This window comes from Thermasporomyces composti (assembly GCF_003386795.1).
Classification (GTDB): domain Bacteria; phylum Actinomycetota; class Actinomycetes; order Propionibacteriales; family Actinopolymorphaceae; genus Thermasporomyces; species Thermasporomyces composti.
In genome coordinates this window covers 1653961-1674035 of sequence record NZ_QTUC01000001.1, presented here as the reverse complement: position 1 = coordinate 1674035, position 20075 = coordinate 1653961, and the positions used below count along the sequence as shown (strand labels likewise).

The following is a 20075-nucleotide window of genomic DNA, read 5'->3' as shown; positions in this document are numbered from 1 at the left end:
GGTCTGCGGTCGACAGGTGACGCCGGGCGCCCAGGCCACGACGATGGGGACATGACGCGACGGCCCAACGTTGTCCTCATCGTTTCCGACGACCACGGTTACGCCGATCGCGGCGTGCTGGGGATCGACACCCGCGTGCGCACGCCCGCGCTCGACCGGTTGGCGGCCGAGGGGATCACGTGCACCCAGGCGTACGTCACCGCGCCGATCTGCAGCCCGTCTCGGGCGGGCCTGATCGCCGGCCAGTACCAACAGCGGTGGGGCGCCCAGTGGTTCGACAGCAGCTCCTTTCCCGACCACCTGCCGTCGCTCGCCGAGCGGTTCGCCGATCTGGGGTACGCGACCGGCTACCTCGGCAAGGTCCACTACGGTCGGGAGCGCAAGGGGGACCGCGCGTGCCCTCCCCACCATGGCTTCGCCGAAAGCTTCTACGGTCTGGCCGGCCAGCAGATGGGCCGGCTGCACTACCTTCGGCACTCCCGGGCCGCCGTGGAGGCGTACGGCCCGGAGGCGTCCTGGCGCATGGCGGTGCAACCGATGCTTGACGGTGACGAGGAGGTCGAGCTCGAAGGTTTCCTCACCGAGGAGCTAGGCAGGCGAGCTCGAGACTTCGTCGCGCGGCACGAGAGCGAACCGTTCTTCCTCATGCTCGCGTTCAACGCCGTCCACAACTTCTGCTTCCAGCTGCCGGACGACGAGCTCGAGCGGCGAGGGTTGGCCAAGTACGACGACTGGGACCCGAGCGTCTCCAGCTACGTCGACTGGTACGACGGCGCGATCTTCCCCAACCTGCCGAACGGCCGCGACTACTACCTCGCCCAGCTGGAGCTCATGGACGCCCAGATCGGGCTGCTCCTCGAGGAGCTGGACCGTCGTGGCCTCGCCGACGACACGGTGGTCGTCTACACCACCGACAACGGCGGCTCCACGTGCAACTTCGGTGTCAATACACCCTTGCGTGGGACGAAGTACACCTTGTGGGAAGGTGGCATCAGGGTGCCGTTCCTCGTGCGCTGGACCGGCGGTGGGATCGTCGGCGGTCGCGCGTACGACGGGCTCACCAGCACCCTCGACCTGTACCCGACGCTGCTGTCCGCGGCGGGCGCCGACCCCGAGGCGTGGGCGCACTGCGACGGCATGGACCAGCTGTCGGCCCTGCGCGCCGCCTCGAACGGTGCGGCCTCGACCAGAGGACTCGGCCACCGGGCGCTGCACTGGGACTGCGGCTTCCAGTGGGCCGTCCGTGAGGGGGACTGGAAGCTGCACGTCGCCGAGGCCGGCCAGCATGCCGAGGCGCTGCGCCGGACCGAGCACACGGACATCGGCGTGGGGGTGCGGCTCACCAACCTGGCGGACGACATCGCCGAGTCGCGTGACCTCGCCGCGGAGCACCCGGACGTCGTGGAGCGCCTGACCGCCCTCCACGAGGCGTGGCGCGCGGAGGTCGGCCTGACGGCGGCGACAGAGGCGAGGTCGGCACGGAGCTGAGTCGACGCGAGGCCGGGTCGACGTGCGGCTGAGTCGGCGCGCGGCTCAGCCGAGCAGCGCGGTGATGGCCCGGATCGACTCCGATGTGCTCGTGTGCAGGACTCCGATCATCCCGACCTCGTTCGCGCCCTCGACAGAGATCGGGGTGTCGTCCAGGAACACCACCTCGTGCGGCTCGACGCCGAGCAGGTCGCAGGTCAACCTGTAGACCCTGGGATCTGGCTTCTCCAAGCCGACCTCGTGCGAGTACACGATGGGGTCGAAGAGCGCCGAGAACCCGTACCGTGCCTCCTCCTGCTCGCGCGCGCCGGGACCCGAGTTGCTCAGGATGGCCGTCGCGTACCGCGGGCGCAGGCTGACGGCGAAGGACATGAGCTCCTGGTCCAGCTCCCCGCAGTACCAGTCCCAGAGGTCGCGCATGAACTCGTCGGCCTGCCTCTCGGACAGCCCCAGGGCGTCGACACAGTACTGGCGATAGGCACGTTCCGGCACCGGGAGACTCAGCGCAGCGGAAGCCTTGCGGTCGACCTGGTCGGCGGCGGCTTCGAACTCCTCGTCGGTCATGCCGAGACGGGCTTTCCATCGGGACACGAGCGCGTCCGGCGTGTCGACGCGCTCCAGCACACCGCCGATGTCGAAAACGACCGCCTTGATCGTCGTGCGTCCCACCATGACCCGATCCTGGCGGTGCCGAGGGAGGAGTCAAGCGCGTCCCCCGCTGCGGCGAGGCACGTCACGGTGCGCTGGGAGCGAACTCGCCACCGCGGAGAGGTCGATGTCGACAGGATGGCGACCATGCCGTACGCGCGTGTCGCTGTCCTCTCCGACATCCACGGCGTCCTCCCGGCGTTGGAGGCCGTGCTCGCCGAGCCCGACGTCCGCGGCGCTGATCGGATCGTGGTCACCGGTGACATCGCCGCCGGGCCACAGCCGGTCGAGGTGCTCGACCGGCTGGCCGAGCTCGGCGACCGGGTGATCTGGGTGCGGGGCAACGCCGATCGGGAGATGGTGGAGTTCCTGCGGACCGGTCACCTCCCGACGCCGGACCCGATCGCGGGTTGGGCCGCCCAGCAGCTGCGGCCCGAGCAGGTGGCGTTCCTCGATGGCCTCCCCACGTCGGTGACGGTGGAGGTCGGAGACCTCGGGTCGGTGCTGTTCTGCCACGCGACACCCCGGAACGACGAGGAGGTCGTCCTCGTCGACTCCCGCCTGGACCGGTGGGCGGAGGTCTACGCCGACCTGGATCCCGGGATCGGCACGGTCGTGTGCGGCCACACGCACATGCCGTTCGTCCGGCTGGCTCACGGGCGGCTCGTGGTCAACCCGGGCAGCGTCGGCATGCCCTACGGCCGGCCCGGCGTCCACTGGGCACTGCTGGGCGCCGGGGTGACGCTGCGGCGCACCACGTTCGACGTCGACGCCGCGTGCGCCCGGATCGCCGCGGAGTCGACGTACCCGGAGGCGGCGGACTGGGCCGACTACTTCGTCCGAGCCCGGGCCACCGACGCCGAGGCGCTCGAGGTGTTCGGCCCCCGGGACGGGCGGACCTGACCAGCCCCGCGCTTCCGACGCCCACGAGGCGCTCTGCGAGGATCGAGGCATGAGCGAGCCGTCGTTCGGACTACCCCACGTCTACTCCGGCAAGGTCCGCGACATCTTCGAAGACGGAGACGACCTGATCCTGGTCGCGTCCGACCGGATCTCGGTCTACGACGTGGTCCTGCCGACGCCGATCCCCGACAAGGGCCGCATCCTGACCGCGCTGTCGCTGTGGTGGTTCGAGCGGCTGGCGGATCTCGTGCCCAACCACGTGATCTCCAGCACCGACGTCCCGGAGCCGTTCCGTGGCCGGGCGATCCGCTGCCGGCGGCTGTCCATGCTGCCCGTCGAGTGCATCGCGCGGGGTTACCTCACCGGCTCCGGGCTGGCGGAGTACACCCGAACCGGCCGCATCCGGGACGTCGCGCTGCCCCCGGGCCTCGTCGAGGGCTCGCGGTTGCCCGAACCGGTCTTCACCCCCACGAGCAAAGCGACGACGGGCGAGCACGACGCGCCGATGACGTTCGCGGAGGTCGCCGCCACGGTGGGTGAGGAGACGGCGGAGGAGCTCCGCCGCATCACGCTGGAGATCTACCGGCGCGGCTCCGAGATCGCCGCCGAGCGAGGCATTCTCATCGCGGACACCAAGGTCGAGCTGGGGCGGACCGCCGACGGCACGCTCATGCTCGCCGACGAGGTCCTCACGCCCGACTCGTCCCGGTTCTGGCCGGCCGACGCCTGGCAGCCGGGACGGCCCCAGTACGCGTTCGACAAGCAGTACGTCCGGGACTGGGTGGCCTCGACCGGATGGGACCGCCGCCCGCCAGGCCCGGAGCTGCCGGACGAGGTGGTCGAGGCCACCCGGCAGCGGTACATCGAGGTGTACGAGCGGCTCACCGGTGACCGCTGGCGTTGAGCCTGACCCGTGCTCGCTAGTGTTGACGCAGCTTCGTGGGAGGAGTGTGCGACCGTGGCGGTGGTCGTCGTCGACGTCATGCCGAAACGAGAGATCCTCGACCCCCAGGGCCAGGCGGTCGCCGGCGCCCTTGGTCGGCTCGGTTTCGACGGCATCTCCGACGTCCGGCAGGGCAAGCGGTTCGAGCTCTATGTCGAGGGTGAGGTCACCGAGGAGCGCCTCGCCGAGATTCGCCGAGCCGCCGAGAAGCTGCTGGCCAACACCGTGATCGAGGACTTCCGCGTGCGCGTGGAGACGCCGGAGTCCCACACCTGACCGACCGGATGAGCGGATGCGTATCGGAGTAGTGACGTTCCCCGGCTCCCTCGACGACCAGGACGCCGCACGGGCGGTCCGGGTGGCCGGAGGGGAGGCCGTGGCGTTGTGGCACGCCGACACCGACCTGCGTGGCGTCGATGCGGTGGTCCTGCCCGGAGGCTTCTCCTACGGGGACTACCTGCGGTGCGGTGCGATCGCCCGGTTCGCCCCGATCATGGAGAGCGTCATCGACGCGGCCAAGGGCGGGCTGCCGGTCCTCGGGATCTGCAACGGCTTCCAGGTGCTGTGCGAGTCGCACCTGCTGCCTGGCGCACTGGTGCGCAACGACCGCCGCAAGTTCATCTGCCGCGACCAGCGTCTCCGTGTCGAGAACACCGCCACCGCTTGGACCTCGACCTACACCACCGGGCAGGAGATCGTCATCCCGATCAAGAACGGCGAGGGTCGCTACGTCGCGGATGACGCGACGCTCGACCGGCTGGAGGGCGAGGGGCGGGTCGTCGTCCGCTACGTCGGCGAGAACCCGAACGGCTCCTACCGCGACATCGCCGGGATCTGCAACGAGGCCGGCAACGTGGTCGGCCTGATGCCCCACCCGGAGCACGCGGTGGACCTCCTGTGCGGCCCGACGACCGACGGGCTCGGGTTCTTCACCTCCGTCCTGCGGCGGCTGGTGCACCAGACCGCCTGACGCCCGCCCGCTCGCCCACGCGTGCCGTCCTCCGTCGGCGCTACTGCTCCAGCGCGGCGTTGCCGACCCGCTCGGCCTCGGCGAGTCCCTCCGCGACCGGACGGCGACCGAGGAAGATCTCCTTCAGGATCGGGTCCATCGCGGTCGCACCCGCGTTGACCCGCGGTCCCACCGGCGCCGGGAACGTCTCACCGGACGCGGACTGCAGGAACGCCTCCAGATCCACGCCCTGCTTGGTCCAGTAGTCGACGTACGCCTGCTCCACCGACGTCACGCCGGGGAACGCGTAGCCGCCTTCCGCGATCGGCCGCTGGCCCTCGGCCGAGCCGAGCCACCGCAGCACCTCGAGTGTCTCCTCACGGTGCTTGGTCGCCGACGACGCGACCGCCGCGACGCCGTGGACGACACCGATCCGACCCTTCGGGCCCTCGAGCATGGGCGCCACGCCCCACTCGAAGTCGGCCTGCTCCTGGATGGTCTTCAGGTGGTACGGGCCCGACTGAAACAGTGCCATCCGTCCCTGCACGAACAGGTCGCGGGTCCGGTCACCGTTGTTGACCGTGTCGGCCGCCGGCGGCGCCACGTGGTGCTCGTTGATGAGGTCGACGACGTACTCGATGGCCGCCACCGTCTCGGGGCGGTCGAGGTCGAAGGCGTCGCCGTCCTGCCAGATGCCGCCGTTGGAGCCGACGAAGTTCCAGTAGATGCCTTGCGGGTCCAGGGCGGCGTTGAAGCCGTACTGCTGGATCTTGGTGGGGTCGAACCCCGGCTCGTCGGCTCGCTTGCCGGCGGCGTCCATGGTGAGCTTCTTCGCGGCCGGAAGGAACGTGTCCTTGGCCGGGTCCGGGTCCCAGTGCAGCGTGGTGGGATCGATGTCAGCCTCCTCCAGCAGCTTCTTGTTGTAGAAGAGCGCGATCGAGTCCCACAGCTGCGGGACGCCCCACAGCTTGCCGTTGCGGGTGTAGAGCTCCACGACCGACTGTTTCCAGTCCTTCTGTTGGTCGCCGAGCTCGGCGCCGACATCGATCAGGGCACCGCTGTCGGCGTAGATGCCGAAGTTGGAGGTGTTGGTCCAGAAGATGTCGGCCACCGTCCCGCTGGAGATGTCCGCGGGGAGCTTGGTCCAGTAGTCGGCCCACGGAACCAGCTGGATCTGGACGTCGATGTCGGGGTGTTCCTTCTCGAACGCTGCGAAGGACTTCTCGTACGCCTTCGCCACCTGCTCGTCCCAGAGCCGGAAGGTGACGACGGTCCTGCCGGAGTCGGCGCTGTCGTCACTGGAGTCGCCTACCGCGCAGGCGGTGGCCGCCAGGGCCACGACGGCGGTGGTGGCGAGTAGACGTCGGGCATGACCCACGGTGGTGTCCCCTTCTTCTTCGTCGTTTCCGGTGCTCACTATCGCAGGCCAGTGAGCGAGATGGAGCGCACGACGTGGCGTTGGAAGATCAGGAAGACGACGACCAGTGGCGCCATCGCCACCGTGGTCGCGGCGGTCACGAGCGTCCAGTTGCTGGAGTACTGACTCTGGAGGTTGGCGGTGGCCACGGTGAGCACCCGCCACTTCTCGCTGCTGGTGATGATGAGCGGCCACAGGAAGTTGTTCCAGTGCGTGACCACTGTGATGATCGAGAGCGTGGCGAGGATGGGCCGGCTCATCGGGACGACGATGTACCAGAGAGTCCGGAGGGTCCCCGCTCCATCGATAGTGGCAGCGTTGAGGATGTCGGCGGGGATGCCTCGGAAGTACTCGCGCAGCAGGTAGATGGCGTACGGCGAGCCGAACAGGTACGGCAGCACGATGCCCCAGAACGTGTCCCGGAGGCCGACCGTCGTCATCATCGTGTAGAGCGGCACCAGCGTGACGACCTGCGGCACCATCAACGTCGCGAGGTAGGCCCAGAAGAGCAGGTCACGTCCGGGGAAGCGGAGACGGGCGAAGGCGTAGGCGGCGAGCACCGAGCAGGTGATCTGCCCGACGAGCACGACGATGACCACCTGCGCGGTGATGGCGAGCGGCGGGATGAAGGAGTACCGGCCGCTGAACAACGCCACGTAGTTGTCGAAGGTCACCGGCCACGGTGGCGCCAGCGCGCCTTCCCTGGCGAACTGGACGGGCGTCTTGAGTGATGTCGCCAGACTCAGCGCGTACGGTCCGAGGGTGAGCAGCGCGCCCGCGACCAGGACCGCGTACGTCGCGAGGTCAGCGGCGTAGCGTCGTGGGCTCCGCCGTTCCCGCGACTCCCGTCGGGTCGGAGTCGCCGTCGTGCGCGCGCTGCCCACCCTCTCCCGGGTGGACCGCTCGCCGGTGGACCGCTCGCCGGTGGACCGCTTCCCGGTGGACCCCTTGTCGGTGGACCCCTTGTCGGTGGACGTGGTCATCGGCACCTCACGACAGGTCGTAGGTGATCCGGCGCCGGAAGTAGATCTGCTGCAGGAGCGTGACGGCCACCAGCAGCGCGAACAGCACGACGGCGAGCGCGGCCGCTCGGCCGAGCCGGAACGCCTCGAACGCCTCGTGGTAGATGCGGGCGGCGATCACATCGGTGCGTCCGGCCGGACCGCCCTGCGTCATCGCGTACACCGTGTCGAAGACCTGGAAGCTCGAGATCACCCCCGTGATGAGGACGAAGGACGTCGTCGGCCGCAGCAGGGGGAGCGTGATGCGCCAGAACACCTGGCGGTCGCTCGCGCCGTCGATCCGGGCGGCCTCGTACAGCTGCTGGGGGATCGACCGCAGCCCGGCGAGGAAGAACAACGCCACGTAGCCGACCTGTGACCACACGGCCACCGCGGCGACGGAGGGCAGGGCCAACGTCGTGCTCGTGAGCCACTCGATGCGGTGTCCGATCAAGGCGTTGAGGGCGCCCTCGGAGGGATCGAACATCCACCGCCAGACCACTCCGAGCGCCAGTGGCGCGCAGATCCACGGGATGACGTAGATGACCTGGAAGACGCTCGACCCAGGCAGTCCGCGGTCGAGCAGCAGGGCCATGAGCAGCCCGAGCGCCGTCTGGGTGGGGATGACGAGCAGGACGAAGGTCGCCGTGACGAGGACCGAGTTGCCGACCGCGGGGTCGGTGAGGATCGAGCTGAAGTTGTCGAGGCCCACGAACCGGGACGGGGTGATCAAGTCCCACTGCCGCAGGCTCAAGGCGAGGACGACGAACACCGGAAGGACGAGGAACACCCCGACACCGACGAGGCTCGGTGCGAGCAGCAGGTAGGCGGTGCGCGTCTCTCGCCACGTCAGCGTGCTCCTGCGTGACGCGTTGCGGCTGATCGTTCGCCTCACGCCTCACCTGCCTCGTCTTTCGTGGTTCGCCCGGTGTTCAACGTACCGGTTGGTCACCACCCCTCGATCACGATGTCGGGGCCTTCGCCCGCGTCGAAACGAGGCCTGACGACGAGGGGCGACCTCGGCGGTCGGTACCGTTGCGGTGTCGCATCCTCGACACCCGTGTGCCGCGTCCGGACAGGAGCCGTCTCGGTGACCGTCGACACCGTCAAGTACGCAGCGGAGACGCCCGATCTCGAGCAGCCCTACGCCGAGCTCGGCTTGAAGGCCGAGGAGTACGCCCGGATTCGGGAGATTCTCGGCCGCCGCCCCACCAGCTGTGAGCTGGCCATGTACTCCGTCATGTGGAGCGAGCACTGCTCGTACAAGTCGAGCAAGGCTCACCTCCGCGTCTTCGCCGACCTGCCGACCCACACCCACCGGGGTCGGCTGCTCGCGGGAATCGGGGAGAACGCCGGGGTCGTCGACATCGGGGACGGGTACGCCGTCACGTTCAAGATCGAGTCACACAACCACCCCAGCTTCGTCGAGCCCTACCAGGGCGCGGCGACCGGTGTGGGCGGGATCGTCCGGGATGTCCTGGCCATGGGCGCCCGGCCGGTCGCGGTGATGGACTCCCTGCGGTTCGGGCCGGCGGACGCTGCTGACACCAAGCGGGTACTGCCCGGCGTCGTGGCTGGCATCGGGGGATACGGCAACTGTCTCGGGCTGCCCAACATCGGCGGCGAGGTGGTCTTCGACCGCTCCTATGCCGGCAACCCGCTGGTCAACGCCTTGTGCGTCGGCGTGCTGCGGCACGAGGACCTGCACCTTGCCAAGGCGTCCGGCGTCGGGAACCAGGTGATCCTCTACGGCGCCAAGACCGGAGGCGACGGCATCGGCGGGGTGTCGGTGCTGGCGAGCGAGACGTTCGACGAGGACGCCGAGGGTGACGGCGGCCCGTCGAAGCGGCCGTCGGTGCAAGTCGGCGATCCCTTCATGGAGAAGCTCCTGATCGAGTGCACGCTGGAGCTCTTCGCCGCCGGCGTGGTCGTCGGTATCCAGGACCTCGGTGGCGCCGGCCTGTCCTGCGCGACGTCGGAGCTGGCGTCCGCGGGCGAGGGTGGCATGCGGATCTGGTTGGACCGCGTGCCGTTGCGGGACTCCTCGCTCGCGCCCGAGGAGATCCTCATGAGCGAGTCCCAGGAGCGCATGATGGCGATCGTGGAACCCGCGAACGTCGAGCGGTTCCTCGCCATCTGCGCCAAGTGGGACGTGCCCGCGACGGTCATCGGAGAGGTCGACGACTCGGGGCGGCTCACCGTCGAGTGGCGTGGGGAAGTCGTGGTTGACGTCCCACCGCGGACCGTCGCGCACGAGGGCCCGGTCTACCACCGCCCGCTGGCGCGTCCCGCGTGGCAGGACAGCGTCCAGGCGAACACCCCCGACGCGTTGCCTCGCCCGACGACTGGTGAGGAGCTCCGCGCCACGCTGCTCCGGCTGGCCGGGTCGCCGAACCTGTGCGATCGGTCGTGGGTCACCGACCAGTACGACCGCTACGTGCTGGGCAGGACGGTCCTCGCCCAGCCCGAGGACGCCGGCATGATCCGGGTCGCCGATGACACCCACCTGGGGGTGGCGTTGGCGACCGACTGCAACGGCCGCTACGTCTACCTGGACCCCTACGTCGGCACCCAGCTGGCGTTGGCGGAGGCGTACCGCAATGTCGCGGTGACCGGTGCACGCCCACTCGCGGTGACGAACTGCCTGAACTTCGGGTCGCCCGAGGACCCGGGGGTGATGTGGCAGTTCGCGCAGGCGACCCGTGGGCTGGCCGACGCGTGCCGCGTCCTGGGACTGCCGGTGACCGGCGGCAACGTGAGCTTCTACAACCAGACCGGCGAGCAGGCGATCCTGCCCACGCCGGTGGTCGGCGTGCTCGGTGTCATCGACGACGTCCGTCAGCGGGTGCGCCAGGGCTGGCGGACGCCGGGCGCCACCGTCTACCTGCTCGGCACCACGCGCGAGGAGCTGGGCGGCTCGGAGTGGGCGCACGTCGTCCACGGCCACCTCGGCGGCCGGCCGCCCGCGGTGGACCTGGAGGCCGAGCGCGCGCTCGCGAACGTCCTCGTCGAGGCGGCCGGCCAGGGTCTGGTCGACGCCGCCCACGACCTGTCCGAGGGTGGGCTCGCCCAGGCGCTCGTGGAGTCCTGCCTGCGGTACGGGTTCGGGGTGTCGGTCGAGCTTCCGGGCGACCCGTTCGTCGCGCTGTTCAGCGAGTCCACGGCGCGCGCCGTGGTGGCGGTGACGGCGGAGCACGCCGAGAGGTTCGTCGCGCTGTGCGCGGAGCACGGCGTCCCTTGCACCCGGATCGGCACGGTGGGGGAGGCCGGCGACGACGCTCGGCTCACCGTGGAGGGGATCTTCGAGGTTCCGCTGGCGGAGGTGCGAGCCGCCTGGACAGCCACCCTGCCGGCGCTCTTCGAGGACGCCTAGGCGGCTCTTGGCCTTGGTCGACGGGCCCCGTCGGAGCGCTCGGGCGTGGTCACTCCTCGGTTTGGCCGGTGAAGAGCCACCGGGCGAGCACGTAGAGCAGGGTGAGGACGAGCGCGACGGAGGGCGCCGCCTGGAGCACGCCGGGCCAGGTGCGCGCGCCGAGCCGACGCAGGATCGCGACGACGCCACAGCTCAGCACCAGCACCACGACGGCGGCTGGCGTGATGAGCATGAGCGAGATCGCGAAGTACCACCCGCCAGCCCGCACCGGGTCGACGCCCGGGAGGGTGAAGAAACCGAAGCCCACGAGGGCCAGCACACCCACCCAGATCGCGGTGACGAGCCAGAGCGTCCAGAGGTAGCCCTTGCGGCTGCGCGGTGGTGGCGGGGGCAGTGGGCTGAGCGTGGGCTGCTGGTAGGAGGAACTGGTCGGGCCGGACATGAAACTCCCTCCGGGTTCGGGCTCGATCGTAATCCCGCCCCGACGGGGCGCGTCCACCCCGAACCTATTCGCTCGGTCCCGAGCGGGTTCACCGGAGCAGGTGGACGGCGACGAGCGACCCGGCGAGGAGAAAGACGACGGTGGCGGCGAGCGCACCTTGCGCGGTGCCGGCCCAGTGTCGCGCTGGGCCTCGCTGGAGCGCCAGGACGACGAGCCACCCCACCCCGGTGGCGAGGACCGCGAACGGCGCGGACATGAACGTCACCAGGAGCGCCCCGTCCCGCGGGCTGGGCGCGCATCCGAAACCGACGCCCTCGCACGGGGCGCCCGCGGGGTCACGTCTCCACGAGGAGGCGAGCAGCGTCGCGATCGCGGCCAGGTAGGGACCGAGCACGAACGCGGTGCACCAGAGCAGACCGTGGGCGGCTGCCGGTGATCTGGGCGCCGTCGATGGAGACCTCGTGGGAGACCCCGAAGGGGACACGGTGCCGGAGGACCCAGCGGACGTTCTGGGCCCGAACGCTCTCATAGCCCTGAGTCTGTCCAGACCTAGGCGCCCCGGACATCCGTCCACGTACCCGCCGGGATCCGTCCGCCTACTCAGGCGGGATGAGTAGCTGAGCGGATGCGATCAGCCGAGCGCCGAGCCGGTGCTCCGGCACGACGTGATCTCGGGAATTCTGTAAGCGTGTAATCAGTTGTCCTTGGCATGACGACGCTCACCTTGCCCCTGCTCTTCCTGGAGGAGACGGTCGTCCTCCCGGGCATGGTCGTCCCGATCGAGCTCGATCGGGAAAGCCAGGCGGCGGTGGACGCGGCCCGGCTGGCGGCCGGTCAGGACCAGGACGCCAGGCCGCGCGTGCTGGTGGTGCCGCGCCTCGGCGGCTCCTACGCCGCCACGGGTGCGGTCGCCGAGATCACCCAGACCGGTCGGCTGCCGAGCGGCGAACCCGCCGTCGTGGTGCGCGCGGTGGGTCGTGCCCGTCTCGGCGTCGGCGTCCAAGGGCCGGGCTCGGCCCTCTGGGTGCGGGCCGAGCAGCTCGACGTGCCGGCGCCGGACGAGCGCAGCTACGAGCTAGCCCGTGAGTACAAGTCCGTGCTCCTGTCGATCCTGCAGCACCGTGGTGGCTGGCAGGTCATCGACGTCATCCAGCGGATCACGGATCCGAGCGAGCTGGCCGACACGGCCGGGTACGCCTCGTGGCTGGACAACGACAAGAAGCTTCGACTGCTCGAGACTCCCGACACCGCACAGCGCCTGACGCTCCTGCTCGAGTGGGCTCGGGCGCACTTGGCTGAGCTGGAGGTCGCGGAGCGGATTCGCGAAGAGGTCCGGGACACCATGGACCGGACCCAGCGGGAGTACGTCCTGCGCCAGCAGCTCGCCGCGATCCGCAAGGAGCTCGGTGAGGACGGCGACGACGCCGACGACTACCGCGCCCGCGTCGAGAAGGCGGACCTGCCCGAGAAGGTGCGTGAGGCGGCCCTGCGCGAGGTCGCCCGGCTCGAACGGATGTCGGAGCAGTCGCCCGAGACGGGGTGGATCCGGACCTGGCTTGACACCGTCCTGGAGATGCCGTGGAACGTCCGCACGACGGACACCACCGACATCGCCGCCGCGCGAGCCGTTCTCGATGCCGACCACTCCGGTCTGGACGACGTCAAGGAGCGAATCATCGAGTACCTCGCGGTCCGGACCCGGCGCGCCGCTCGAGGCCTGGAGGCGGTGGGCGGACGAGGCTCGGGCGCGGTCCTGGCGCTGGTGGGCCCGCCAGGTGTGGGCAAGACCTCGTTGGGTGAGTCGGTCGCTCGGGCGCTCAACCGCACGTTCGTGCGGGTGGCGCTGGGCGGCGTGCGCGACGAGGCCGAGATCCGCGGCCACCGACGCACCTACGTGGGCGCGATGCCCGGCCGGATCGTGCGCGCCATCAAGGAGGCCGGCTCGATGAACCCGGTCGTCCTGCTCGACGAGGTGGACAAGCTCGGCTCGGACTATCGGGGCGACCCGGCCGCGGCGCTGCTGGAGGTCCTCGACCCCGCGCAGAACCACACCTTCCGCGACCACTACCTCGAGGTCGAGCTGGACCTGTCCGACGTGCTCTTCCTCGCCACCGCGAACGTCGCCGACACCATCCCGCCGGCTCTGCTGGACCGGATGGAGGTCGTCCGGCTCGACGGCTACACCGAGGACGAGAAGGTCGCGATCGCGCGTGACCACCTCCTGCCCCGGCAGCTCGAGCGGGCCGCGTTGGCGCCGGAGGACGTGACGATCGAGGAGTCCGCGCTGCGCTCGATCGCGTCCGAGTACACCCGAGAGGCCGGCGTGCGCGGGATGGAGCGGGCGATCGCGAAGATCCTGCGCAAGGTCGCGACCAGGCTGGCGACCGAGACCGTCGCGGGCCCGGTGCGCGTCGAGGCGGCCGACCTGCGCGCGTACCTCGGGCGGCCGCGGTTCCTGCCGGAGTCGGCTCGCGACGCCTCCACGCCCGGCGTGGCGACCGGCCTGGCGGTGACGGGCGCCGGCGGTGACGTGCTCTACGTCGAGGCCGCGACGATGGACGGTGAGCCCGGACTGACGCTCACCGGTCAGCTCGGCGACGTGATGAAGGAGTCGGCCCAGATCGCGGTCTCCTACCTGCGCGCCAACGGGCCACGGCTCGGCGTTCCAGTCCAGGACCTCATCCGCCGACGCGTCCACCTCCACGTCCCTGCCGGCGCGGTCCCCAAGGACGGTCCGTCGGCGGGCATCACGATGGTGACGGCGCTGGTGTCACTGCTGTCCGGGCGGCCGGTCCGCACCGAGGTCGGCATGACCGGCGAGGTCTCGCTGACCGGTCGGGTCCTGCCCATCGGAGGCGTCAAGCAGAAGCTCCTGGCCGCCCACCGCGCGGGCTTGACCGAGGTGATCCTGCCGCGACGCAACGAGCCCGACCTCGAGGAGGTTCCGCGAGCCGTCCTGGACGACCTGACGATCCACCTCGTCGACGACGCCGCGGAGGTGGTCCGGCTGGCGCTGGTCGACGACGCTGGCGCCCACGCTCCGGCCGCCGCCTGACCCACCACCTCAGTGCCACCTCAGTGGTGGCGGTGTTCCCGCAGCGGACGCCCGCCGCGACGTCGTGGTGTGGAGAGTCGTACGGCAGGCCGTGGCGAGGCCGAGCACCGGTTAGGCTCCCGCCCGATGCCACCACGACTTCGACCCGCTGATCCCGGCGTCGTCGCCGCGACGGTGGGACGCGTCCTCGCAGCGGTCGACGCCGGGGCGACGCCGGCGCCGGACGACCTTCGCGTGCTGGTGCGCCACTTCCTCGCGTTGCTCGCGGCGAAGGTTCCGGGACGCTCGGTGGAGGTGCGCGTGCCGCCGTATGCCGCGGTCCAATGTGTCGACGGTCCCCGGCACACGCGTGGCACGCCGCCCGGCGTCGTGGAGACCGACCCGCTCACCTGGGTGCTGCTCTGCCTGGGCCGGCTGACGTGGGAGGAGGCTGTGACGTCCGGCCGGCTGACCGCGAGCGGGGAGCGGACGAACCTCGCGTCGCAGCTTCCCCTGCACACCGAGGTCGCTCCGTGACGGCAGGTCGCCCCGGGGTCGGCCGCTCGCGATGGTCGTCCCGAAAAGTCGTCGTCGAGGATGGAACCGCGCCGGATCGGAGCGCGTCTCATGGTCGGTGGTCCGAAGCCACTCATGTGGGAAGCCCCCGCGCTACCCCCCGACGCGGGGGCTTCTTCCTGTTCGGAGTGCGCGAGGGCTTCTGGTTGGTGTGGTTGATCGATGCTGTGCTGAGCTCTCCGACCGGAGTTCAGGCGGCCTCGGAGCCGACGACGTCTCGCTGACGCTGGGCGAGTGCGGCTTGCTCGAGGCGGTGGCCGCGGAGCGACCACGCGACGGCGCCGGCCCAGACGAGCACGATCAGCAGGTACAGCGCGGTGCGGGCCGAGGACGACACGTCGAAGCCGTTCAGGATGGTCCGGGTGTTGGTGAGGATGATGACGCCGCCCACCAACGACCCGAGGATTCGGCCCGGGATGTGGCGCACCAGCCACGCGGCGATCGGCGCCGCGATGAGGCCGCCGAGGAGTAGGGCGGCGACGACGTCGAACTGGATGCCGGCCGAGCCGAGGCCGAGGAGGAAGCCTCCGCTGGCCGCCACCGCCACGAGGAACTCGCTCGTGTCGACCGACCCCACCACCTTGCGCGGCTCCATCCGGCCGGTGGCGAGCAAGGCCGGTGTGGCGACGGGACCCCATCCGCCTCCGCCCGTCGCGTCGACGAAGCCGGCGACGACGCCGAGTGGCGCGAGGAACCGCCGGCGCAGTGGTGTGCCGAGGCGGTGCTGGGGAGTGCCCCACGCGGTGAAGCGCACGAGGATGTAGACGCCCAGCGCCAGCAGGATTCCCGCCATCAACGGCCGAGCGGCCTCCGTCGACAGCGAGCTGAGGAACGTGGCGCCCGCGAAGGCGCCCACCGCTCCTGGCAGCGCGATGCGGCCGATGACCCGCCAGTCGACGTTGCCGAACCGCCAGTGCGCCGCCCCGGACGCCAGCGTTGTGCCGATCTCGGCCAGGTGGACAGCCGCCGACGCGGCGGCCGGCGCGGTGCCGGTGACGAGCAGCAGTGTGGTGGACGTGACGCCGTAGGCCATCCCGAGACTGCCGTCGACGAGTTGCGCGGCGAGCCCGACCAGGCCGAGCAGCACGAGTTTTCGCACGTTGACCCCACCCTTCCTGTATTTCCCATCGCGATGGTAGGGCTAGTGGGATTAGCTCCGGCGCTCTCTGACCACGATGTGGTCACACAGAGGGCGCTTGGCCGGATCCGGGTGGCTCGGCCAGATCGGGCAAGAAGGGTGAATGAGGTCGTACCGATCGCGTAGAAACGCGTACTCTGCGAGGCGTGATCCACCAGCTCGACCTCGCCGAGGCCGTCCGCGCGGTCTTGCCAGGCGTCCGCGACGATCTCGAAGCGCTCGTCCGCATCCCGTCGATCAGCGCCGACCCCGGGTCGGCGGAGGCCGTTCGGCGCAGTGCCGACGCCACCGCCGCACTGTTTCGGGCCGAGGGTGCCAAGGTCGAGATCCTCGCCGTCGAGGGCGGGCAGCCCGCCGTCCTCGCCCGCTTCCCGGCACCTGTCGGACAGCCGACGGTGCTCCTCTACGCCCACCACGACGTCCAGCCCACCGGTGACCCGGCCCAGTGGACGAGCCCGCCGTTCGAGCCGGTCGAGCGGGAGGGGCGGCTCTACGGACGCGGGACCGCCGACGACAAGGCCGGCATCGCCATGCACCTGGCGGCGATCCGAGCCTTCGGGGGCGCACCGCCGGTCGGCGTGACGGTCCTGGTCGAGGGGGAGGAGGAGATCGGCTCCCCCACGCTGTCCCAGTTCCTCGCGACCTACCGCGACCGGCTCGCCGCGGACGTCATCGTGCTCGCCGACTCCACCAACTTCGACCTCGGCGTGCCGGCTCTCACGACCCGCCTGCGCGGTCTCGTCGACTGTGTCGTCGAGGTGCGCGCGCTCCACCACGCCGTCCACTCCGGCATGTACGGCGGAGCCGCGCCCGACGCGCTCACCGCCCTGTGTCGCCTGCTCGCCACGCTGCACGACGACGACGGTGAGGTCGCGATCGAGGGTCTTGTGCGCGGGGAGCCCGTCGACCTCGACTACCCGGAGGAGAGGTTCCGGCGGGAGGCGGGCGTCCTCGACGGCGTGCAGCTGCTGGGCGAGGGCAGCATCGCCGAGCGGTTGTGGGCCAAGCCGACCGCGACCGTGCTCGCGATCGACGCTCCCCGCGTGTCGGAGGCGTCCAACACGCTCCAGCCGGTGGCACGGGCCAAGGTGAGCGTGCGCCTCGCCCCAGGTGACGACGCCGCCCGGGCCCGCGCCGCCCTCGCCGAGCACCTCCGCAAGCACGCGCCCTGGGGCGTGCACGTCGAGGTCCACGAGGGGGACCTCGGCGAGCCGTACGCGATCCCGGCCAGCGGACCGGCCTACGACGCGGCGCGTGAGGCGATGCGGGAGGCGTGGGGTCGTGAGCCCGTCGACATCGGTGTCGGAGGGACCATTCCGTTCATCGCCGAGTTCGCCCGGGCCTTCCCCGAGGCGTCGATCTTGGTGACCGGCGTCGAAGATCCGGACAGCCGGGCCCACGGCGCCGACGAGAGCCTGCACCTCGGCGAGTTCGAGCGGGCCTGTCTGGCCGAGGCGCTGCTCCTCGCGAAGTTGGCGGTCCGAGATCGTGCGGGGTGAGCCCGAGATCGTGCGGGGGTGAGATGGAGGGCCCGGGTACCGGTTCGGCTGGTCGTCCTGCTCGGGGCGTCGGTGGCTCTCGGGCCGCTGCTGGTCGACTTCTACCTGCCGGCGCTGCCGCAGATGACGGCCGACCTGCGCACCACCGAGTCGATGCTCCAGCTCACCTTGACCGCCGCGGTCGCCGGCTCGGCGATCGGTCAGCTGCTCGCCGGACCGATCTCCGACGCGGTCGGTCGACGCCTCCCCCTCCTGGTCGGGATCATCGGCTTCGTCACCACCTCGGTCTTGTGCGCGCTCGCCCCGACGGTCGAGGTGCTCATCGGGGCACGGCTGCTCCAAGCGATCTCCGCCGCGGCCGGCACCGTCGTCGCGCGCGCGGTCCTGCGAGACCTCGTCACCGGTCGAGAGCTCGCCCGGCTGCTGTCGGTGCTGGTGTTCGTGAGCGGGATGGCGCCCATCGTGGCGCCGGTGATCGGCGGACAGCTGCTCCGCGTCGGCGGCTGGCGAACGCTGTTCGTCGTCCTGGCCGCCTTCGGCACGGTGCTGCTCGTCGTCCTGCTGGTCGCCTTGCCGGAGAGCCTGCCGCCGGATCGACGTCAGCGGGGCGGCGTCCCCAAGGCGCTCCGCGCCTACGTCGGTCTCCTCGTGGATCCGGTGTTCGTCGGCTACGCCCTGGCCGGGGGGTTCGCCTTCGGTGCGCTGTTCGGCTACATCTCTGGCTCGTCGTTCGTCTTCGAGGGCGTGTTCGGGCTCAGCCCGCAGCAGTTCAGTCTCCTCTTCGCGGTCAACTCCCTCGGGCTCATGCTGGCCGCGCAGACCAATGGCCGTCTGGTGCGTCGTCTGGTCGAGCCGCGCCGAATGCTGACGATGGGCCAGCTCGCCGCGGTGGCGAGCGCCGGGGTGCTCGTGGCCGCCGCGGCGACGTCGTTCGCCGGGCTGTACGGCGTCGTCGTCCCGCTCTTCTTCGTCGTCGCCACGTTCGGTCTGGTGACGCCCAACGCGCAGGCCCTCGCCCTGGCCCGGTACCCGGAGTCGGCGGGCACGGCGGCCGCGGTGCTCGGGGCGGCGCAGTTCGCCATCGCCTCCTTCACCGGCCCGATGGCGACGGCGGTGGCGGTGACGTCGGCGCTGCCCATGGCGGTGGTGGTGGCCGGAAGCATGGTGCTTGGTTTGGCCGCCCGCGTGCTCCTCACGCGAGCGGAGGGCGGTCGAGCGACGGAGCCGGCAGCACATCGGTCCGAGGGGTGACCGGGGCTGCTGGACGCGCCCAACCGTCGACCGGTCCGGACAGGCTTCCTCACCAGGATGGACGCGTTAGCGGCGGGCCACACCTGCTGGGGAGGAGTCCGGGCGTAGCCACCCCCGTGCGGTCAGCAGGTCGACGATCCGCCCCACCGCCTCCTCGACGCTCATCACCGAGGTGTCGAGCCGGAGGTCCGCGTCGGTGGGCTCCTCGTACGGGTCGGAGATCCCGGTGAAGCCGGTGATGAGACCGGCTCGCGCCTTGGCGTAGAGGCCTTTGCGGTCGCGGCGCTCGCACTCGGCCAACGGTGTGGCGACGTGCACGAGGACGAACGCGCCACCGGCCTCGGCCACCATCTGCCGGACCCGCGCCCGCGTGTCGGCGTACGGCGCGATCGGGGCGCAGATGGCCAGGCCGCCGTGCCGGGCGACCTCCGCCGCGACGAACCCGATCCGGGTCACGTTGGCTTCCCGGTCCGCCTTGGAGAACCCCAGCCCGGCCGACAGCATCTGGCGGACCACGTCACCGTCGAGCAGGGTGACCGTGCGGTCGCCGCGCTCGAGGATGACGTCGCGCAGCCGGCGCGCCAACGTCGACTTGCCCGAACCGGACAGGCCGGTGAAGAAGACGACCAGCCCCTGTCGATGAGGAGGTGGATGCTCCGCGGCGACGATGGCGGCGATCGGTTCGGGGTAGTCGCCACCCGCTGCGGCGGAGCTGGTCAGGGGGAACTCGACGCACCCGCCGTACGCCTCCGCGACTCTCGTCCGCAGCGCGGTGTCCTCCGCAGGGTCCTCACGCCGCGCGAGGGGAACCGGGACGACGAGCGTCTCACCGGGTAGCAGCTCAGCGGCCACCACAGTGGCGCGGACCAACGCGTGCGCGGAGACGATGCGGGACGATCCGGCGCCGACCAGCGGCAGCAGTACGGTGACGTCGTAAGCCCGGGTCGCGGCGGTGAGCGCCGTCAACGCGGCCTTGTCGAGAGGTGCGTCGAGGGGAACGGCCGCGACCTTGCGACCGGCGAACCGCTCGCGAACCACGGCGGGTGGCAGATGGAGGTGGGCGAAGACCCCGTCCTCGCGGGCCGCGAGCGGCGTGACCGTGCCGGTCAGCTTCCACCCTCCCTCGGCGGTCCGACTCCGTTCGGTCACGGTGAGCCGTGCCACCGGGGTCCCCTCCTGGTCGGTGAGGTCGGCGACCTTGATGCGACGCGCCGCGTCGTCGGTCGCGCTGTCGGTCGCGCCGTCGTCCCGGCCGCCTCCGCCGCTGGCGGCCGTCGACGACGCCAGGGAGGACACGACAGCAGCCGGGACGGTCACGCGCACCTCGTCGAGGATGCCGTCGAGCGCGAGAGCCACGTCGTCGTACTCGGCGGGCGGGACGGTCCAGCGAGGCGGGTCTGGATCAGCGGTCAC

Annotated in this window: 18 protein-coding genes; 10 read left to right on the top strand and 8 right to left on the bottom strand. The window is 70.8% G+C overall.

Going from position 1 to position 20075, the window contains the following annotated elements; all coding sequences use genetic code 11:
• The first annotated feature begins 51 nt into the window (after window positions 1-51).
• Window positions 52-1488, top strand: coding sequence for a sulfatase family protein (locus DFJ64_RS07295; RefSeq protein WP_115849765.1), 1437 nt, complete (start codon window positions 52-54; stop codon window positions 1486-1488).
• A 45-nt stretch (window positions 1489-1533) separates the two neighbouring features.
• Here the strand turns inward: DFJ64_RS07295 and DFJ64_RS07290 are convergent, their stop codons facing one another.
• Window positions 1534-2160, bottom strand: a complete 627-nt coding sequence (locus DFJ64_RS07290; protein WP_115849764.1) for an HAD family hydrolase — start codon at window positions 2158-2160, stop codon at window positions 1534-1536.
• Window positions 2161-2283: 123 nt separating this feature from the next.
• Between DFJ64_RS07290 and DFJ64_RS07285 the strand changes: the two genes are divergently transcribed.
• Genes DFJ64_RS07285 through purQ form a run of 4 tightly spaced genes read left to right on the top strand, consistent with a single transcriptional unit; the run spans window position 2284 to window position 4952 of the window.
• The gene (locus DFJ64_RS07285) at window positions 2284-3039 is read left to right on the top strand and encodes a metallophosphoesterase family protein (protein WP_115851900.1); all 756 of its coding nucleotides are present in this window, start codon (window positions 2284-2286) and stop codon (window positions 3037-3039) included.
• Window positions 3040-3088: 49 nt separating this feature from the next.
• The gene (locus tag DFJ64_RS07280) at window positions 3089-3943 is read left to right on the top strand and encodes a phosphoribosylaminoimidazolesuccinocarboxamide synthase (RefSeq protein WP_115849763.1); all 855 of its coding nucleotides are present in this window, start codon (window positions 3089-3091) and stop codon (window positions 3941-3943) included.
• A 54-nt stretch (window positions 3944-3997) separates the two neighbouring features.
• Window positions 3998-4258, top strand: coding sequence for a phosphoribosylformylglycinamidine synthase subunit PurS (purS, locus tag DFJ64_RS07275; RefSeq protein ID WP_115849762.1), 261 nt, complete (start codon window positions 3998-4000; stop codon window positions 4256-4258).
• A gap of 16 nt (window positions 4259-4274) precedes the next feature.
• Window positions 4275-4952 (top strand): phosphoribosylformylglycinamidine synthase subunit PurQ, encoded by a 678-nt coding sequence (purQ, locus tag DFJ64_RS07270; RefSeq protein ID WP_115849761.1) that lies wholly within the window; start codon window positions 4275-4277, stop codon window positions 4950-4952.
• A gap of 40 nt (window positions 4953-4992) precedes the next feature.
• Here the strand turns inward: purQ and DFJ64_RS07265 are convergent, their stop codons facing one another.
• Genes DFJ64_RS07265 through DFJ64_RS07255 form a run of 3 tightly spaced genes read right to left on the bottom strand, consistent with a single transcriptional unit; the run spans window position 4993 to window position 8244 of the window.
• On the bottom strand, window positions 4993-6348 hold the full coding sequence (locus tag DFJ64_RS07265) for an ABC transporter substrate-binding protein (protein WP_245940998.1): 1356 nt from the start codon (window positions 6346-6348) through the stop codon (window positions 4993-4995).
• Complete coding sequence (locus DFJ64_RS07260) at window positions 6348-7331, bottom strand: carbohydrate ABC transporter permease (RefSeq protein WP_211310523.1); 984 nt, start codon at window positions 7329-7331, stop codon at window positions 6348-6350. Before DFJ64_RS07260 ends, DFJ64_RS07265 begins: the two co-directional genes overlap by 1 nt.
• A 7-nt stretch (window positions 7332-7338) precedes the next feature.
• Window positions 7339-8244, bottom strand: coding sequence for a carbohydrate ABC transporter permease (locus DFJ64_RS07255; protein ID WP_245940997.1), 906 nt, complete (start codon window positions 8242-8244; stop codon window positions 7339-7341).
• Between the two features lie 195 nt (window positions 8245-8439).
• Between DFJ64_RS07255 and purL the strand changes: the two genes are divergently transcribed.
• Window positions 8440-10722: a phosphoribosylformylglycinamidine synthase subunit PurL gene (gene purL / locus DFJ64_RS07250; protein WP_115849759.1), complete on the top strand. Its 2283-nt coding sequence runs from the start codon at window positions 8440-8442 to the stop codon at window positions 10720-10722.
• 49 nt (window positions 10723-10771) lie between these two features.
• On the opposite strand, the gene DFJ64_RS07245 is transcribed toward purL, so the two are convergent.
• Together DFJ64_RS07245 and DFJ64_RS07240 are read right to left on the bottom strand one after the other, a co-directional pair.
• On the bottom strand, window positions 10772-11164 hold the full coding sequence (locus DFJ64_RS07245) for a hypothetical protein (RefSeq protein WP_115849758.1): 393 nt from the start codon (window positions 11162-11164) through the stop codon (window positions 10772-10774).
• 88 nt (window positions 11165-11252) lie between these two features.
• The gene (locus DFJ64_RS07240) at window positions 11253-11558 is read right to left on the bottom strand and encodes a hypothetical protein (protein ID WP_115849757.1); all 306 of its coding nucleotides are present in this window, start codon (window positions 11556-11558) and stop codon (window positions 11253-11255) included.
• A gap of 315 nt (window positions 11559-11873) precedes the next feature.
• On the opposite strand from DFJ64_RS07240, the gene lon reads away from it, so the two are divergent.
• A complete protein-coding gene (gene lon / locus DFJ64_RS07235; RefSeq protein WP_115849756.1) occupies window positions 11874-14219 on the top strand; it encodes an endopeptidase La in 2346 nt (781 codons plus the stop codon).
• Between the two features lie 126 nt (window positions 14220-14345).
• Window positions 14346-14735 (top strand): sterol carrier family protein, encoded by a 390-nt coding sequence (locus DFJ64_RS07230; RefSeq protein WP_115849755.1) that lies wholly within the window; start codon window positions 14346-14348, stop codon window positions 14733-14735.
• A 229-nt stretch (window positions 14736-14964) separates the two neighbouring features.
• On the opposite strand, the gene DFJ64_RS07225 is transcribed toward DFJ64_RS07230, so the two are convergent.
• Window positions 14965-15873, bottom strand: coding sequence for a sulfite exporter TauE/SafE family protein (locus tag DFJ64_RS07225; RefSeq protein ID WP_115849754.1), 909 nt, complete (start codon window positions 15871-15873; stop codon window positions 14965-14967).
• Between the two features lie 185 nt (window positions 15874-16058).
• On the opposite strand from DFJ64_RS07225, the gene DFJ64_RS07220 reads away from it, so the two are divergent.
• Together DFJ64_RS07220 and DFJ64_RS07215 are read left to right on the top strand one after the other, a co-directional pair.
• Window positions 16059-17411, top strand: coding sequence for a dipeptidase (locus DFJ64_RS07220; RefSeq protein WP_115849753.1), 1353 nt, complete (start codon window positions 16059-16061; stop codon window positions 17409-17411).
• Between the two features lie 18 nt (window positions 17412-17429).
• Window positions 17430-18662 carry a multidrug effflux MFS transporter gene (locus DFJ64_RS07215; RefSeq protein ID WP_115849752.1) on the top strand — a complete coding sequence of 411 codons (1233 nt, stop codon included), beginning with the start codon at window positions 17430-17432 and terminating at the stop codon, window positions 18660-18662.
• Window positions 18663-18728: 66 nt separating this feature from the next.
• Here DFJ64_RS07215 and cysC read toward each other — a convergent pair whose 3' ends face one another.
• Complete coding sequence (cysC, locus tag DFJ64_RS07210) at window positions 18729-20075, bottom strand: adenylyl-sulfate kinase (protein ID WP_211310522.1); 1347 nt, start codon at window positions 20073-20075, stop codon at window positions 18729-18731.